The following is a 14,772-nucleotide window of genomic DNA, read 5'->3' on the forward strand; positions in this document are numbered from 1 at the left end:
GGGGAGACACTGGAAGCGGATCTGCAGCTTTCGGATGTGGAGCGCTTTCTGGGCGGAAGCTATACCATTCCCAGCTTCATGCGCCCGGATCAGCGCCTCATCCTCAAATCAGGCTACAGGGAAGAATACCAGGACGCCTATGATGCCACCAGCATATCCGCCACAGGCACCGTGGACCGCGATCTGACCCGTGAATTATCCGTGGGCGCTGGAGCAGGCTACAGACTGGCCCAGGTTGAACAGATGGGAGAGAAAACAGACCTGGGGCTTCTTTTTTTCCCGGGCAACCTCCTGTATGATGCCCGTGACAATGAACTGGACCCTTCCCAGGGCCTGCGCTTCAACCTCAGGCTTACTCCATTTCTGGACACCATGGATCTGGAAACCAGGTTTCTCAAGACTTATGCCAGCCTGAGCAATTACCTGGAGCTTTGGCCTCAAAGGATCGTTCTGGCCAACAGGGTGGCCTACGGGGCCATCGGGGCGGAAGACAAAAGAAAAGTGCCTCCGGACGAGCGGTTTTATGCCGGAGGCGGAGGCTCCATCCGGGGATACGCCTACCAGAAGGTGGGGCCCATGGAGGATGGTGATCCCATAGGGGGGCTGGCCCTGGCCGAGGTCAATACGGAGCTGCGGTTCAAGCTCAGCCGCAACTCAGGTCTGGTGATGTTTCTGGATGGCGGACAGGCCTACGAGGATTCATACCCGGATTTTTCTGAAAATCTCAGGTGGGGAACAGGTATCGGCTACCGCTATTATACAGATTTCGGCCCCTTAAGGGCTGACATTGCCTTTCCCCTGAACCGCAGAAGCAAGGACTCGGCATATCAGCTTTATTTGAGCATCGGGCAGGCTTTTTAAGATGTCAGATGTCAAAGATCAGAGATCAGAGGTGCATCATTTAAGATGAAAAGATATATAAAACGTGGAATTATTGCCCTGGGCATCCTGCTGGTGCTGCTGGTGCTCCTTGTGGGGGCGGCCCTGGCCTGGCTGCAGACAGATTCCGGGCAGAAGCATCTGGAGTCCACCCTAAACCGGGTCCTGGTCTGGGAAGACGGCCGGGTCGAGATAAGCGGTATCTCGGGCAGAATTCCTTTCAACTTCGAGGTCCAGAGCATAGAAATACACGATAAAGACGGTGTCTGGCTGGAATTGCAGGATTCAGGGCTTGACTGGTCTTTGGGGGATCTTTTTCAGGGGCGGATAGTGGTGAGAAAACTCGGAGCCGCGGCCCTTTACATGTCCAGAGCTCCGCACACTGAGCCCATGGAAGAACCTGAAGTGCCTGATGAACTTAAAAAGAAGCTTGAATGGAAATGGCCGTTGCCGCCTCTTATCGTGGAAAGCCTGTATCTGGACAGAGCGCGCATGGGTGAAGAGGTCCTGGGGGAAGAAGCAGAGTTCTTTATGCAGGGGGCGCTGTCGGCGTATCAGACAGGATTTGCCGTGGACGGCCTGAATATCAGCCGGCTGGACAAAGATGAAACCAGCCTGGATATGTCCATGGATTTTTCTCACAATTCCCATGAGCTGGAGTTGTACCTGCGTTTTTTCGATTCGGCCACACTGCCTGCACTCGTTCCTGCAGAAGATATGCCCGACAGCCTGGAGCTTGTCCTGGAAGGCACGGGACCTGTCCAGGACTGGCCGGGCAGCTTGACGGTCAGGGGCGGAGATCTTCTGGACCTGGCCATGGACATGAATATGAAGCTCCTGGAGGAGAGCCTGGAGTTTTCGGCCGATGCAGAAGCTTCCATAAGCCCGGCAATAGCTCCCGAGCCCCTGGATTTTTACTTAGGCCACCCCCTGCATCTGAAAACGCAACTGAGCATGGATTATGCTGAAAACCTGTTGAGCCTGCAGAGCCTGCACCTGGACTCGGAGCAGTTCAGTCTTGACTCCCGGGCCGAGCTTGTCCTGGATGAAATGTTTATGCAGGGCAGCGCTGAGATGCTGGTACAAGATTTAAATCCTCTACTGGATAAGGCACAGTTTGCTTCCACCAGTCCTGCAGAGCTCGAAGCAGAGTTTCATGGGCCGGTCACCTCTCCGGGAGGCCAGGTGAACCTCCGGCTGGAGGAACTCAAGGGGCATGACCTGGATCTGGCAAGTCTTCACCTGCAGGCGGATCTGGAATATCCCGGTGAAGTAAACGGCACCACGGCCCTGGCCCGGGGCAGGGTAATGCTCCAGGGGCTGGGGTATGAACATTATCCGCAGCTTCCCGGCGAAATGGAAATCGGTTTTGATGTGGATTACGCCGACAGCGGCCTGGTGGATTTTAAGGAGCTAAGGCTTGTCTCCCGGAATCTGGAAGCCCTTGCCCGGGGCCGGATTGACCTTGATGATCTAAATTTCGAGGCTGCACTGGAAAGCAAAATCTCTGCCCTGGAAAATCTCATGCCCGAGGAAGCTGCGGACCTGGAGCTTGCAGGTTCTCTAAACTTCAAGGCCGATACTCACGGAAATATTGCAGAGGAGACCTACAACCTGCAGTTGTCCCTTTCCGGTGAAGAGTTCAGCTCCGGGCAGGACCTTCTTGATGCTCTCGTGGGTGACAAGCCGGGCCTGAGAGCTGCAGCATCCATGTCTGAACCTTACATCCTTGAGCTTGAAGAACTGGAGCTCATCACCAAGGAGGCCGAGTTTTTTTCATCCGGGCTGGTGGACCTGAAAAAAATGGATATGGACATTGAGGCCGGCCTGGACATGGCCAGCCTGGAGTTTCTGGGAGCGACCCTGGACCGGGAGACGGGCGGCAGCCTGTCTGCAAGGGCCACGGCCAGGGGCGGCCCCGAGGAGCTCGAACTGAATCTGGATGCCGGTCTTGACGGGGTTAAGCCTGGTGCGGACCTGGATCTCATGGATATCCAGGCTTCCGTGGATTCGGTTTATACCCGGGAGAGTTTTTCGGGAAAAGTCCAGGCCTCACTGGATTCAGAGCAGGGGAGTGTGGAGCTTGGCTCCGACTTTGAGCTGGTTGAAAAAAATCTCAAGGTGGCCAACCTGTTTCTATCCGGATTTGATTCCAGCGTGCGCGGGGACCTGGATCTGGATCTGGATACTTTTCTGGCTCAAGGTGCGCTGGACGTGGATGTCCCGGAACTGTCCGCCTTCGCCGGGCTGGCCGGCCTGGAAATCTACGGCGATCTTCAAGGCAGTGTTTTCCTGGACAAAACCCGGGACAGGCAGGACGCGACCCTGGATTTTCAGGCCATGGACCTGTTGGTGGACAGCATGAGTGTTGTCTACCTGGAGCTTGCAGGGCAGGGGCAGGACCTTTTTGCCGACAGGAACTACAATATCGAGCTGAACCTGGCCGGCCTGGACCTGGGTGAGGCATATCTCAGCTCATGGGAGACTGAAGTGCAGGGGCAGGATACGGACTTAGGCCTTGTCACCAGTCTGGAGGGCCGGGCTGTGTATCCTTTGGAGCTCAAGGCTGATGCCTCATACTCCTTAGACAGGGGGGATCATTTGATAGACCTGGATGTGCTGCAGGGCATTTATGCCTTTGAAGATTTCTCCCTTTTAAAGCCCTTTCAGGTAAAGGTGGGGGATGAAGAAATAAACATAAGTCCGGGTGAGCTGGCCTGGGGAGACGGCCGGCTGGAATTTCACGGCGGCCTTAATTCTGAAGAAGTGTTTTTTGAGGCAGAGCTGCATGATATTTTACTGAGCCAGCTTCCCCTGGAGGCCTTCGAAGTTGTTGAGGGCCGGCTGACCGGTGATTTCAAGGTGCATGGAGATCCTGCCGGGCCGGTGGTCACAGCAGGGGTCGGGCTAAGCGAGCTTCGATCAAGGCACCCGGATATGGAAGATATGCCCCGTCTGGACGTGAATGCGGACCTGCTTGTGGAAGACGGTGCAGTGCAGCTCAAAGCCGCTTTGTTTCAGGGCCCTGATGAACTTCTCGGTCTGGAGCTTGGCCTCCCTGCTGTCTTTTCCCTTGAACCGGCGGTATTTGAACTGCAGGATCCGGCTGTCCTGCAGGGCAGGCTGGTTTCCGATGTTGAACTGGCCAAGGTGGCTCCCCTTTTCCTGCCGCCGGAGCTTACCCTTTCAGGTATTTTACAGTCAGGGGTGGATATATCCGGAACACTGCATGAGCCTGAGCTGGACGGAAAAATAGAACTGGATGACGGCGTTTTTGAGCATACAGTGGCCGGGGTTTACTTAAAGGATATCAATGCGCTGATCCGGGGCAGAAACGACCAGGTAGTCCTGGAAGAGCTTGCAGCAAGTGATGGTGAGGCGGGCAGGATCAGGGGCAGTGGCAGTCTTGGTCTGGATCCGGAAATGGAAATGCCCTGGGATTTCGATCTGCAGATTGAGAATACCAATATTTTGAGACATCCGCTGGCTGTAGTCAATATAACTTCCTGCGACCTGGAGCTTTCCGGGGATATGACCCGGGCTTCAGTAAAGGGGTCCTTGACCTTTGGAAGCATAGACGCGCGCCTGCCTCCGGGGTCCCCACCAGGCGTGGTGCACATTGATGTAACGGAAAAGAACAAGCCTCCAAGTGATCTGCCTCCCCCGCCCAGGCAGATGGATCTGGAAGACTATCCAGTGGATCTGGACCTGGAGCTCAATTTTCCAGCCCGTGTATATGTGCGAGGGCGGGGCCTTGACTCTGAATGGGCCGGACACCTCTATATTGACGGCAAGGCCCATGAACCAAGGATACGCGGGGAGCTGAGCCCTGTAAGAGGCCGCTTTACATTCCTTGACCGCAGGTTCGATCTGGACCGTGATTCCCAGGTTTATCTTGATGGGGCATATCCCCCGGACCCCACCCTGGATATGAGGGCGCACTACCGCCAGAGGGACAGGAATATAACTGTGCGTATTCACGGCCGCGCCCTGAACCCGGATCTGGACCTGGAGTCAGATCCGCCCATGCATGAGGACGAAATCCTGGCCTGGATTCTTTTCGGACGGGACCTCTCAGATCTTACCCCCTTTCAGGCGCTGACCCTTTTGAATGCCGTACGTACTCTGGCAACAGGGGAGGCCGGTCCGGGAGTCATGGACCAGGTGCGGTCCCTGGTGGGAGTGGATGACATCCAGGTCACCAGGGACGATGAAGGAGAACTGCAGTTCGGCCTGGGCAGATATGTGCATGAAAGGGTTTACATGCAGGTCAAGAAGGGGACAGCTCCGGGGTCTGACGAAGTGGCGGTGGAGGTTGAGCTTACCCCGAGGATATCCCTGGAAGGAAGTGTGGAGGCCGATGCCGACGGCGGGGTGTTTCTCTTCTGGAAGCGCGACTACTGAACACTTAAGCAAAACATTGCGATGACACGGACGGTCCTCTTCCAGGAGACGACTTTAAAATCTGTTTTTCCCAGCGCGGATGACAAGGCCGGACAGCCGTGCTCAGACGGGTTGCGGGCAGAAAGCAAAGAGCTGGAAAGGTGCTTTGAAGGTCATACATCTGATTTTCGACTTTTTGCAGTCATATCTGCAAGGGCAAGAAAACACTCTATCATGACGGTCATGAAGATCATGAAGTCAGGAAAAAACAGCAATTTTCCGCCACAATCATGCTTTTACCGGTGACGGCACCGAAAGTATCGGGGGCTTTGCACATGACCTGGTCTATCGATACTGATTTCGCCCCGACCCCGATGTCAGGCTGGTGCAGTCCAGCGCACTGGAGTGTATGCAAATGACACTGTTGTCACAAAGTATACCGCATCAACATGTTTTTTGTGTATCTGCTATCAATACAAAAATAGTTGTGAATAGAGGCCAGCTGCCGCACATCGATGCAAAGTTACCGCCCGCCTTGATAGCTTTGCAGGACGTCTTTTGTGAAACAATGCACAAGTAAGTCTATTTTTTTGAAAGAATTGTTAAAAAAGTTTCTTTTTTTGGTTGACATCACCATAGGTTCTTGTCTACGTCTTTATCAGTTTTGCCACGATGATGAACCGGCTGTGTTCCATCCTTCAAATGTCTAACGCAAAAGGAAGTAGGCCGTTATGAGCGTTTCCTGGCTACATATAGCGATAATCTATTTCTTTGTTCTGGGCATTGTCTTTTTTGCAGTAGTCCCGTTTCTCCTTTCCCACCTCCTGGCCCCCAAAGCCCGGGCCGAAAAATTAAGGATGCCTTACGAATGCGGCATGATTCCTCATGGATCCGCATGGGTCAAATTCGGGATAAACTACTACTTCTACGCCCTGATATTTCTGGCCTTTGACGTGGACGTCCTCTTCCTCTTTCCGGTGGCCACTCACTATGTTGAGGCGCCCGATCTGGTCAGCTTCATTAAGCTGCTGATCTTTATCGTTATTCTGTTCGCCTCAGTCATCTACTTCTGGAAAAAAGGAGTCTTTACATGGCCCAAGAAAATCAAACCCTAACACATGCATATGCTGACACCAGCTATGACGAACCCATAATCGACCATGCACCTGTTCAGAAAATTCTGAACATCTGCAGGGCCATGTCTCTATGGCCCATGACTTTCGGGCTGGCCTGCTGCGCCATAGAAATGATGGGTTTCGGCATGGCCAGGTTTGATTCGGCCCGTTTCGGGGCTGAAGTTTTCAGACCGTCTCCGAGGCAGTCGGATTTGATGATCGTCGCCGGTACAGTCAATAAAAAACTGTCACCCTTAGTGACAATGCTCTACGAACAGATGCCCTCTCCCAAGTGGGTCATTGCCATGGGCAACTGCGCCATCTCCGGCGGTCCCTTTGTCTACAAGAACCAGTACGGTATCGTGGAAGGAGTGGATCGCATAATACCGGTGGATGTCTATGTGCCGGGGTGTCCGCCCAGGCCTGAAGGCCTGCTGGAGGGGCTTTTTCAGGTCCAGAAGAAAATCACCGGCAGACGCTGGTGGCCTGTGCCTGAAACAGCAACTAAAAGCGAACAATGGTAATTTACATTTTTACCTGCTTTTGAAGTAATACTTTTATATAGCATGCTGAAATTGTAGCAGATCATAACGCAGACCAGCGCCTGAAAATGTTCTCTGCACCCTGCCCAAGGAGGTAAGTTGATGAGCGAAGAAAACGCCCAGCCGGAACAGGCGGCCGAGAAAACAAAAAAAGCTGAAAAAGCCGCCGGGAAAGAAGCCAAAAAGGAAGAGCCGCAGGGTCCTGCATATACCGGTTATGACGCCGATTTTTTCGTGACCCCCCAGGACCTCCTGAATGCCGTGGGCAAGCTGGATCAGGCCGGCTTTTTTCTGGAAGACGTTTCCTGTGTAGATATGCAGGAGGGCTTTCAGATGGTCTATCACTTTGATCGTTTTGATCAGCCAGGCCGGGTGGGAATCCGGGTCATGATCTCTAAGGAAAATCCTGAAGTCCCTTCCATTTACGATATTTATCCCGGAGCGGCTTGGCATGAAAGGGAGTGCTTCGATTTTTTCGGGGTGCGCTTCAAGGGTCATCCCAATCTGCTGCCACTGTTGCTGGCTCCGGACCATGACGGACCACCGCCTCTGCTCAAAGAAGAATCTGCACTCAAGGACCTGCACCAGATTTATCCGGACCGGGCACACAGCCCCGTCTCCGCTGACAGCCAGGAATTTATCCAGGCAATCACCAACTGTTCCAACAAACCAAGCAGGGATCAATCATGAACCTTGATCTGAGATTAGACACCAAGGGGGATTTTTATTCCCAGAGGTTCCAGCCCACAGAGCGCGAGGATACTCTGGTCCTGAACATGGGGCCTCAGCATCCATCCACTCACGGAGTACTGCGCATTCTGCTGGAAATCGACGGTGAGTATATTTTAAGGGCCGAACCGGTTCTGGGGTATATTCACCGCATGCACGAGAAGATGGCCGAGGTGATGAGCTACCCCCAGTATCTGCCCAACCCCGGGCGTACCGACTATCTGCACGCCCTGGCCTGGAACTGGGCTCATGTGGCTGCCGTGGAAAGGCTTATGGGCATCGAGGTTCCGGAAAGGGCCGAGTACATCAGGGTCATCACCTGTGAACTCAACCGGATATCTTCGCACCTTCTGTGGTGGGGGGCCATTCTCCTGGATCTTGGGGCGTTTACTCCCATCATGTACGCCTTTGACGACAGGGAAAGGATCCAGGACATTATGCAGCGCAACACCGGGTCCAGGCTGACCTACTGCTATTACCGCTTCGGCGGGGTGTCCGCGGACATCGACGACAAGTTCATTGAAGCTACCAGGGCCGAATGCGCCAGGCTCAAGGATAGGGCCAAGATGTTCAAAGACCTGGTCACGGACAACTTCATCCTGCGCAAACGAATGGAAGAAGTTGGAGAGATCCCCATTGATACCTGCCGCAAGTACGGAGCCACCGGACCGGTACTGCGGGGGTCCGGACAGGCTTACGATGTGCGGCGCGCAGAACCATACTCCATTTACAACCGTTTCGACTTCAACATACCTACCTACGACACATGCGACTCCATGGGCCGCTACCTGGTGCGCATGGATGAGATACAGGAGAGTATCAAAATAATCGAACAGGCCCTGGATACCCTGCCTGAAGGCGATTATATCCTGCCCAAAGCCCCCAAGCGTCCCAAGCCTCCGGCGGGCGATGTATACTTCGCTTTAGAAGGGGCACGGGGGAAAATAGGGATGCACCTGGTAAGCGACGGGGGCAAGTCCCCGTATCGCCTCAAGCTGCGGGCCCCCGGCTTCTCCAACCTGAGCCTTTTTTCCGAAGTCGCCCAGGGAACGCTCATCTCGGACGCCATCGCGATTCTGGCAAGCCTTGACCTGGTAATACCGGAGATAGACAGATGATAGATGCAATACCTACGCCGTTTATTATTATTTTTGTGGGCCTGCTGGCGATTATGGCCTTTGTCGGTCTTAACGCAGTGGTCCTGGTGTACCTGGAAAGGAAAGTAGCCGGTTTTATCCACAGGAGACCCGGTCCTTACGAAGTGGGTCCCCCATGCTTTCCTCACGGAATCCTGCAGCCTGTTGCCGACGGCCTCAAACTCGTGGGCAAGCAGATCTTTACTCCCAAGGGGGCGGACAGCTTCCTGTACTGGCTGGCCCCGATGATCTCCATTGCCCCGGCCATAGTCTGCTTTATCGCCATTCCCTTCGGGCCGCATCTGCAGGTAATAAACACCAATGTGGGCCTGATTCTGATCCTGGCTTTTACCGGGATCAACGTACTGGCCCTGTGTCTGGCCGGCTGGGCCTCACAGAACAAATACGGCCTCATAGGGGCGGCCAGAGATATCTCCCAGGGTGTGGCCTATGAAATTCCTCTGCTCCTGGTGGTCCTGTCCATTGTGTTTATGACCGGAACCTTCAACCTTTTCGACATCGCCGACGGACAGGGAACCTGGCCGTGGCAGTGGTACATAGTATATCAGCCTCTGGCTTTTATCCTCTTTTTTATCTGTGCCCTGGCCGAAACCAACAGAAACCCCTTTGACCTGCCCGAAGCCGAAAGCGAACTTACCGCCGGATTTCACACCGAATACTCAGGCATGGCCTTTGCCTGCTTTTTTCTGGCGGAATACGCCTACATGGTGGTGGCAGCCTGCATCATGGCCATTCTTTTCCTGGGCGGATTCCAGGGGCCTGGTGCTCCCGGAATATGGTGGTTTCTGGCCAAGGTGTATGTCCTGCTGCTGATCATGATCTGGATCAGGTGGACTTTTCCAAGGGTGCGGTTTGATCAGCTGCTCAATATCTGCTGGAAATGGCTGATCCCCCTTGCCGTTCTTAATCTTCTGATAACCCTAGCGGTGATTGCCTTATGATAGTCAAAAGCTTGAGCGAAACCCTGTCGGGCATGTGGAGCCTTCTGGTGGGAATGAAGGTGACTGCGGGCAACTTTAAGTCTTCTCAGATAACCGTCCACTACCCGCGCCAGGTTACTGACCTGGAAGGCTACCGGGGACACATAGAGCTTGTTCCAAGCGATAATGACCCGACGAAGTCCAAGTGCATAGCCTGCATGAATTGCGTGCGTATCTGCCCGGGGGGATGCATATCTATTACGGCCAGCAAGCCCAAGAAGAAGGCGGCAGAGGAGAAGAAGGAGACTTCAGGGACCGAGGCCGAGGCTTTGCCCGAGGGCAAGAAGGAAGCCCCTCCCAAGAAGGCCAAGCCTGAACCGCAGTCCTTTGTCCTGGACTACAACTATTGCTGCCTGTGCGGACTGTGTGTGGAGAGCTGTCCTTCAGGGGCGCTGAGGTACTCCAGCGACGTTTATGTAGCTGGATTCAGCAGGCAGGAGTTTGTCTACGACCTGTTGTCCAGATTGCAATATCAGGCTCAGAACAAGGAGCAGTAAATGGAAAATCTGGAATACGAAAGACTGGCATGGGCGGTGCTCTTCGGGCATATCGCCATAATAGTTGTCGGCGGATTTATGACAGTACTGTCCCAGAGTCTGGTCCGGGCGCTTGTAGGACTGATAATGACCCTTCTTGGGGTGGCCGGGCTGTTTTTCCTCATGGCCGCCCCCTTTATCGCCCTGATGCAGATCCTCATTTATGTCGGCGCAGTCAGCGTGCTGATATTTTTCGCCATCATGCTTACCAGTGCATGGCCGGGCGGAGACGAAAGCGGCAAGATATCATTCAGAAGAATCATTTTCGCCGGACTGGCTGCCGTATCTCCGGCAATCTTTCTGGGCATGGCGGCCATACACACTGCTCCACCTTCCTTCCTTGTTCCCCATGAAACCGAGGTGAGCACTCTCGGCCGCTTCTTTCTGGAAGATTTTATTCTGCCTTTTGAATTGATTTCTCTACTTCTGACTGTGGCCATGGCCGGAGCTGTGGTTCTGGCTTTTGAAATGAGGAGGAAAAAATGAGCGTAATGACCATCTATCATCTGGTGGCCATATTTCTGCTGTGTATCGGCATTTTCGGCATAGCATACAGAAGGACACTTATAGGAACAGTTCTGGGCATAGAACTGATACTTAACGGTGCCGGCCTGAGTATAATGGCATCAGCCCAGCTTACGCCCGCTCCCGACGAACTGGGACAGGTAGGTACTCTTCTGGTAATGGGCATCGCCGCTGCCGAAGCTACTCTCCTGCTGGCCATTTTTCTAGTAGTCTCGAGGCGCTTCAAAAACGTTGATGCCGGCAAACTGATCACCATGCGAGGTTAGAAATGACTGAGTTTGTCTCTTCCTCTTATGTGCTGCTGCCCCTGGCAATTACCCTGGTTGCACCCTTCATCATTCTGCTGCTCAAGAACCATATAAACCTCAGGGAAATGGTGTCATTTATAGCCGGCGCGGCAACGTTCATCTCCATTCTGTATATGGTGCCCTCAGTCCTTGACGGTACCATTTACACATTTACCCTTTTCACCCTGTTGCCCGGCATCACTGTTTCCTTCGCAGTTGACGGGCTATCTCTGATCTTCGCCCTGCTGGCATCTTTTCTGTGGATCATCGCCACCAGCTACAACATCGGCTACATGCGGTCTCTTAAAGAACACGCTCAGACCAGGTATTACTTCTGCTTTGCAGTGGCCATATTCGGAGCGGTTGGCGTAGCTTTCAGCGCCAACATTTTTACCCTGTATCTCTTTTATGAGATAATCACCATTTTTACCTACCCCCTTGTGGCGCATCATCAGGACGAAGAAGCCTACAGCGGAGCCAGAAAATACGTGGTCTATCTCATGGGCACCGCCAAACTTTTTCTGCTCCCTGCGATGATCATGACCTATGTCCTCTGCGGCACCCTGGACTTTCATCTGGGAGACATGGTTCAGGGTATATTCCCTGAAGACGCCCCTACACACTGGGTGGTTCTGACGTATTTTCTGTTTGTGTTCGGTCTGGCCAAGGCTGCCATCATGCCTCTGCACAACTGGCTGCCGTCAGCCATGGTCGCTCCTACGCCTGTATCAGGCCTTCTGCACGCTGTGGCGGTGGTCAAGGCCGGAGTCTTCTCCATCAGCAGGGTGATCCTCTCCGGGTTCGGCGTGGAAACCATGGAAGCACTTCATCTAGGAATCATTACCGCTTATCTTGCTGCCTTCACAATCATTGTAGCTTCCATCATAGCCCTGACCAAGGATGACCTTAAAGCCAGGCTGGCCTACTCCACAGTAAGCCAGCTTTCTTATGTGATCCTGGGGGTAGCCCTGCTCGCCCCCCTGGCTGTAGCGGGGGGAAATATGCACATAGCCCATCACGGCTTCAGCAAGATCACGTTGTTTTTTGCTGCCGGAGCAATATATGTGGCCACCCACCAGAAAAAGATCAGCATGCTCTCCGGGCTTGGCAGGAAAATGCCCTGGACCTTCGGGGCGTTCAGCGTGGCCGCGTTGAGCATGATTGGAGTGCCGCCCGTGGCCGGGTTCATCTCCAAGTGGTATATGATCACAGGGGCCATGGATGCTGGCCATATGCTTTTCGTATTCGTGCTCATGGCCAGCACAATCCTTAATACGGCCTACTTCGGCCAGATAATTTACAAGGCCTTTTTTGAAGCGCCTGCACCCGGCGTCAATATCGAAAGCTACAGGGAAGCACCGTTGTCCATGGTAGTGCCCATCTGCATTACAGCTGCCATATCTGTTTTCCTTGGACTGTACCCAACTGTCTTCTATCAATTCATTGAACTGTTGCTGGGCGTTTAAGACCTGGATAACACAATATCAAGGGAGTTTAGACATGGATCTGGCCAAAATTCTGGAGTATCTAAAAGAAAGGACCGACATACTGGTCAAGTTGTCCTATCTGGTACTGGGATTGCTGCTTGCTTACGATGCCCTGTTCCTGGACAAAACTCCAGCTCACACCTGGATCGAACATTTTCCCGGATTCTGGTCAATCTTCGGGTTCGGAGCCTGCGTGATAATTATCCTCGTTTCCAAGTGGTACGGCAAGCTGGGCATCATGACCAGGGAGGACTACTATGATAACTGATATCTGGATACATCCAACCGCTGTCCTGCTTCTGGGTGTACTTCTGATGCCTGTTTTCAGGGGTCAGGCCAGACCGGTTTATCTCCTGACGGTCCCTATCCTGGCCTTTGGGGCCGTGCTTACCATGAGCCAGGGAGTACACGCCGAATACCAGTTCATGAACTGGGAGCTGGTATTCGGCAACGTAGACCGGTTAAGCCTGGTCTTCGCCCATATCTTTACCCTTTTCTGCATTATTGCAACCCTTTATGGACTGCATGTGCGGGAAAACGGGCAGATCATGGCCGCATGGACATACGTGGCTGGCTCTCTCGGGGTAACCTTCAGCGGCGACTTGTTGACTCTCTTTGTTTTCTGGGAACTGATGGCCTTTTCTTCGGTTTTCCTGGTCTGGTACCGCCGCACAGACGAATCCCTGGCAGCAGGCTTCAGATATCTTCTGGTGCATGGATTCGGAGGAGTGGTATTGCTGGCCGGTATAGTAATTCACTACAATACAACCGGTGACCTTTCCTTTGGTCAGTTCAACGTGGCTGAACCCACCCTGGCTATCTACCTGATCATGATCGGCTTCATTCTCAATGCTGCGGCAGTCCCGCTGCATGCATGGCTTCCTGACGCCTACGGCGCAGGCACGTTTATGGGTTCAGTGTTCATGTGCGCTTTTACTACCAAGACCGCGGTCTACGTTTTGGCCAGGGGCTTCGCAGGTATGGAGATACTTATTATCCTGGGCGTCATCATGGCCCTGTACGGAGTTGTATACGCGGTACTTGAAAACGACCATCGCAGACTTCTGGCTTATCACGTAATCAGCCAGGTGGGCTACATGGTAGCTGGAGTGGGTATTGGAACTCAACTGGCCATCAATGGTGTAGTGGCCCATGCCTATGCCCATATCCTTTACAAGGGCCTGCTTTTCATGGGTTGCGGTACTGTTTTGTACATGACTGGAAAGAGCAAGTTTACAGAACTGGGCGGGCTGTACAAAAAAATGCCCTGGACCTTTGTGTTCACCCTCATCGGAGGCCTATCCATATCCGCCTTTCCCCTGTTCAGCGGGTTTGTCAGCAAATCCATCATTGTTTATGCCAGCTTTGATGATCACCTGTACTGGGCTGCATTCCTGCTGACACTTGCTTCTGCAGGAACATTTCTGCATACCGGACTTAAAGTGCCCTATTTCATCTGGTTCGGCAAAAACAATTGCAGCCAGGAAACATGGGACAATGCCAAGGATCCGGGCTGGAACATGATGACTGCCATGGCCATTGCCTCAGTGCTGTGCATCTTTATCGGCATCTATTATCCGTGGTTGTACAATATGCTGCCCCATTCCATAGACTTCCAGCCTTACACCGCTTACCACACCATGGAAGTGCTGCAGATTCTTCTGTTCACTGCGCTGGGTTTCTTCCTGTACCTGAAGAAGATCACCCCGGAACCCACCATAGCCATTGATATGGACTGGTTTTACCGCAAAGGCGCCAGAAGGTTTATGGCCCTGGCCAAAAATCCAGTGGAATCCATCGATTCTTTCTGGGGTAATCTCTACCACAGATTGGGCCTGGCCGCGCTCATGGGAGCTGCCAGGAAAACAGTGGGCTTTGACAGCAAGGGCATAGACGGTGTTGTGGACGGTTCGGCATACGGTGTCATGAAAATCGGCAGAAATATCAACAGGACTCAAACCGGTAACATTCAGGAATATCTTGGGGCAGGAGTATTCCTGGCGTTGATTGTGGCTGCTTATGTCTTTTTCTATTACTTCTGAATCAGCGCTCATGGTTAACTGCTTTAGCTGTGCCGCAGCATTGTGAAGCACATGAAAAAACAGGCACACCATAATGAACACGCAACTGACATTGATGGCCGATTCCTGAA

The 14,772-nt window shown here is 53.2% G+C and carries 13 protein-coding genes; all 13 read left to right on the forward strand.

The window, feature by feature from the left end; genetic code table 11:
• Window positions 1-861: autotransporter assembly complex protein TamA (locus tag D5S03_RS01775; RefSeq protein ID WP_287042509.1), on the forward strand; the 861-nt coding region annotated here is incomplete at its 5' end.
• A gap of 45 nt (window positions 862-906) precedes the next feature.
• Window positions 907-5,283, forward strand: coding sequence for a translocation/assembly module TamB domain-containing protein (locus tag D5S03_RS01780; protein WP_287042510.1), 4,377 nt, complete (start codon window positions 907-909; stop codon window positions 5,281-5,283).
• A gap of 710 nt (window positions 5,284-5,993) precedes the next feature.
• Window positions 5,994-6,377, forward strand: a complete 384-nt coding sequence (locus tag D5S03_RS01785) for an NADH-quinone oxidoreductase subunit A (protein ID WP_008871247.1) — start codon at window positions 5,994-5,996, stop codon at window positions 6,375-6,377.
• Window positions 6,353-6,901 (forward strand): NADH-quinone oxidoreductase subunit B, encoded by a 549-nt coding sequence (locus tag D5S03_RS01790; RefSeq protein ID WP_008871246.1) that lies wholly within the window; start codon window positions 6,353-6,355, stop codon window positions 6,899-6,901. Before D5S03_RS01785 ends, D5S03_RS01790 begins: the two co-directional genes overlap by 25 nt.
• Window positions 6,902-7,021: 120 nt before the next feature.
• Window positions 7,022-7,609, forward strand: a complete 588-nt coding sequence (locus tag D5S03_RS01795) for an NADH-quinone oxidoreductase subunit C (RefSeq protein ID WP_008871245.1) — start codon at window positions 7,022-7,024, stop codon at window positions 7,607-7,609.
• Window positions 7,606-8,766, forward strand: a complete 1,161-nt coding sequence (locus D5S03_RS01800; protein ID WP_008871244.1) for an NADH-quinone oxidoreductase subunit D — start codon at window positions 7,606-7,608, stop codon at window positions 8,764-8,766. The genes D5S03_RS01795 and D5S03_RS01800 overlap by 4 nt, the downstream gene beginning before the upstream one ends.
• Entirely contained in the window at window positions 8,763-9,746 is a 984-nt protein-coding gene (gene nuoH / locus D5S03_RS01805) for an NADH-quinone oxidoreductase subunit NuoH (protein WP_287042511.1), read from the forward strand. The genes D5S03_RS01800 and nuoH overlap by 4 nt, the downstream gene beginning before the upstream one ends.
• Window positions 9,743-10,282 (forward strand): 4Fe-4S binding protein, encoded by a 540-nt coding sequence (locus D5S03_RS01810; RefSeq protein WP_287042512.1) that lies wholly within the window; start codon window positions 9,743-9,745, stop codon window positions 10,280-10,282. The genes nuoH and D5S03_RS01810 overlap by 4 nt, the downstream gene beginning before the upstream one ends.
• Window positions 10,283-10,807, forward strand: a complete 525-nt coding sequence (locus D5S03_RS01815; protein ID WP_287042513.1) for an NADH-quinone oxidoreductase subunit J family protein — start codon at window positions 10,283-10,285, stop codon at window positions 10,805-10,807. It abuts the gene before it with no gap.
• Entirely contained in the window at window positions 10,804-11,112 is a 309-nt protein-coding gene (locus D5S03_RS01820) for an NADH-quinone oxidoreductase subunit NuoK (RefSeq protein ID WP_287042514.1), read from the forward strand. Before D5S03_RS01815 ends, D5S03_RS01820 begins: the two co-directional genes overlap by 4 nt.
• Window positions 11,113-11,114: 2 nt before the next feature.
• Window positions 11,115-12,599, forward strand: coding sequence for a monovalent cation/H+ antiporter subunit D family protein (locus D5S03_RS01825; protein WP_287042515.1), 1,485 nt, complete (start codon window positions 11,115-11,117; stop codon window positions 12,597-12,599).
• A 34-nt stretch (window positions 12,600-12,633) separates the two neighbouring features.
• Window positions 12,634-12,888 carry a hypothetical protein gene (locus D5S03_RS01830; RefSeq protein WP_287042516.1) on the forward strand — a complete coding sequence of 85 codons (255 nt, stop codon included), beginning with the start codon at window positions 12,634-12,636 and terminating at the stop codon, window positions 12,886-12,888.
• Window positions 12,878-14,662, forward strand: a complete 1,785-nt coding sequence (locus tag D5S03_RS01835) for a Na(+)/H(+) antiporter subunit D (RefSeq protein WP_287042517.1) — start codon at window positions 12,878-12,880, stop codon at window positions 14,660-14,662. Before D5S03_RS01830 ends, D5S03_RS01835 begins: the two co-directional genes overlap by 11 nt.
• The last annotated feature ends 110 nt before the right edge of the window (window positions 14,663-14,772 follow it).

The organism is Desulfonatronospira sp. MSAO_Bac3, assembly GCF_003838035.1.
Classification (GTDB): domain Bacteria; phylum Desulfobacterota; class Desulfovibrionia; order Desulfovibrionales; family Desulfonatronovibrionaceae; genus Desulfonatronospira; species Desulfonatronospira thiodismutans.

Coding starts and splice junctions, on each gene's coding strand:
- D5S03_RS01780 (WP_287042510.1), top strand. CDS start 907: ATGAAAAGATATATAAAACGTGGAATTATTGCCCTGGGCATCCTGCTG.
- D5S03_RS01830 (WP_287042516.1), top strand. CDS start 12,634: ATGGATCTGGCCAAAATTCTGGAGTATCTAAAAGAAAGGACCGACATA.
- D5S03_RS01795 (WP_008871245.1), top strand. CDS start 7,022: ATGAGCGAAGAAAACGCCCAGCCGGAACAGGCGGCCGAGAAAACAAAA.
- D5S03_RS01800 (WP_008871244.1), top strand. CDS start 7,606: ATGAACCTTGATCTGAGATTAGACACCAAGGGGGATTTTTATTCCCAG.
- D5S03_RS01785 (WP_008871247.1), top strand. CDS start 5,994: ATGAGCGTTTCCTGGCTACATATAGCGATAATCTATTTCTTTGTTCTG.
- D5S03_RS01790 (WP_008871246.1), top strand. CDS start 6,353: ATGGCCCAAGAAAATCAAACCCTAACACATGCATATGCTGACACCAGC.
- D5S03_RS01835 (WP_287042517.1), top strand. CDS start 12,878: ATGATAACTGATATCTGGATACATCCAACCGCTGTCCTGCTTCTGGGT.
- D5S03_RS01820 (WP_287042514.1), top strand. CDS start 10,804: ATGAGCGTAATGACCATCTATCATCTGGTGGCCATATTTCTGCTGTGT.
- D5S03_RS01825 (WP_287042515.1), top strand. CDS start 11,115: ATGACTGAGTTTGTCTCTTCCTCTTATGTGCTGCTGCCCCTGGCAATT.
- D5S03_RS01810 (WP_287042512.1), top strand. CDS start 9,743: ATGATAGTCAAAAGCTTGAGCGAAACCCTGTCGGGCATGTGGAGCCTT.
- nuoH (WP_287042511.1), top strand. CDS start 8,763: ATGATAGATGCAATACCTACGCCGTTTATTATTATTTTTGTGGGCCTG.
- D5S03_RS01815 (WP_287042513.1), top strand. CDS start 10,283: ATGGAAAATCTGGAATACGAAAGACTGGCATGGGCGGTGCTCTTCGGG.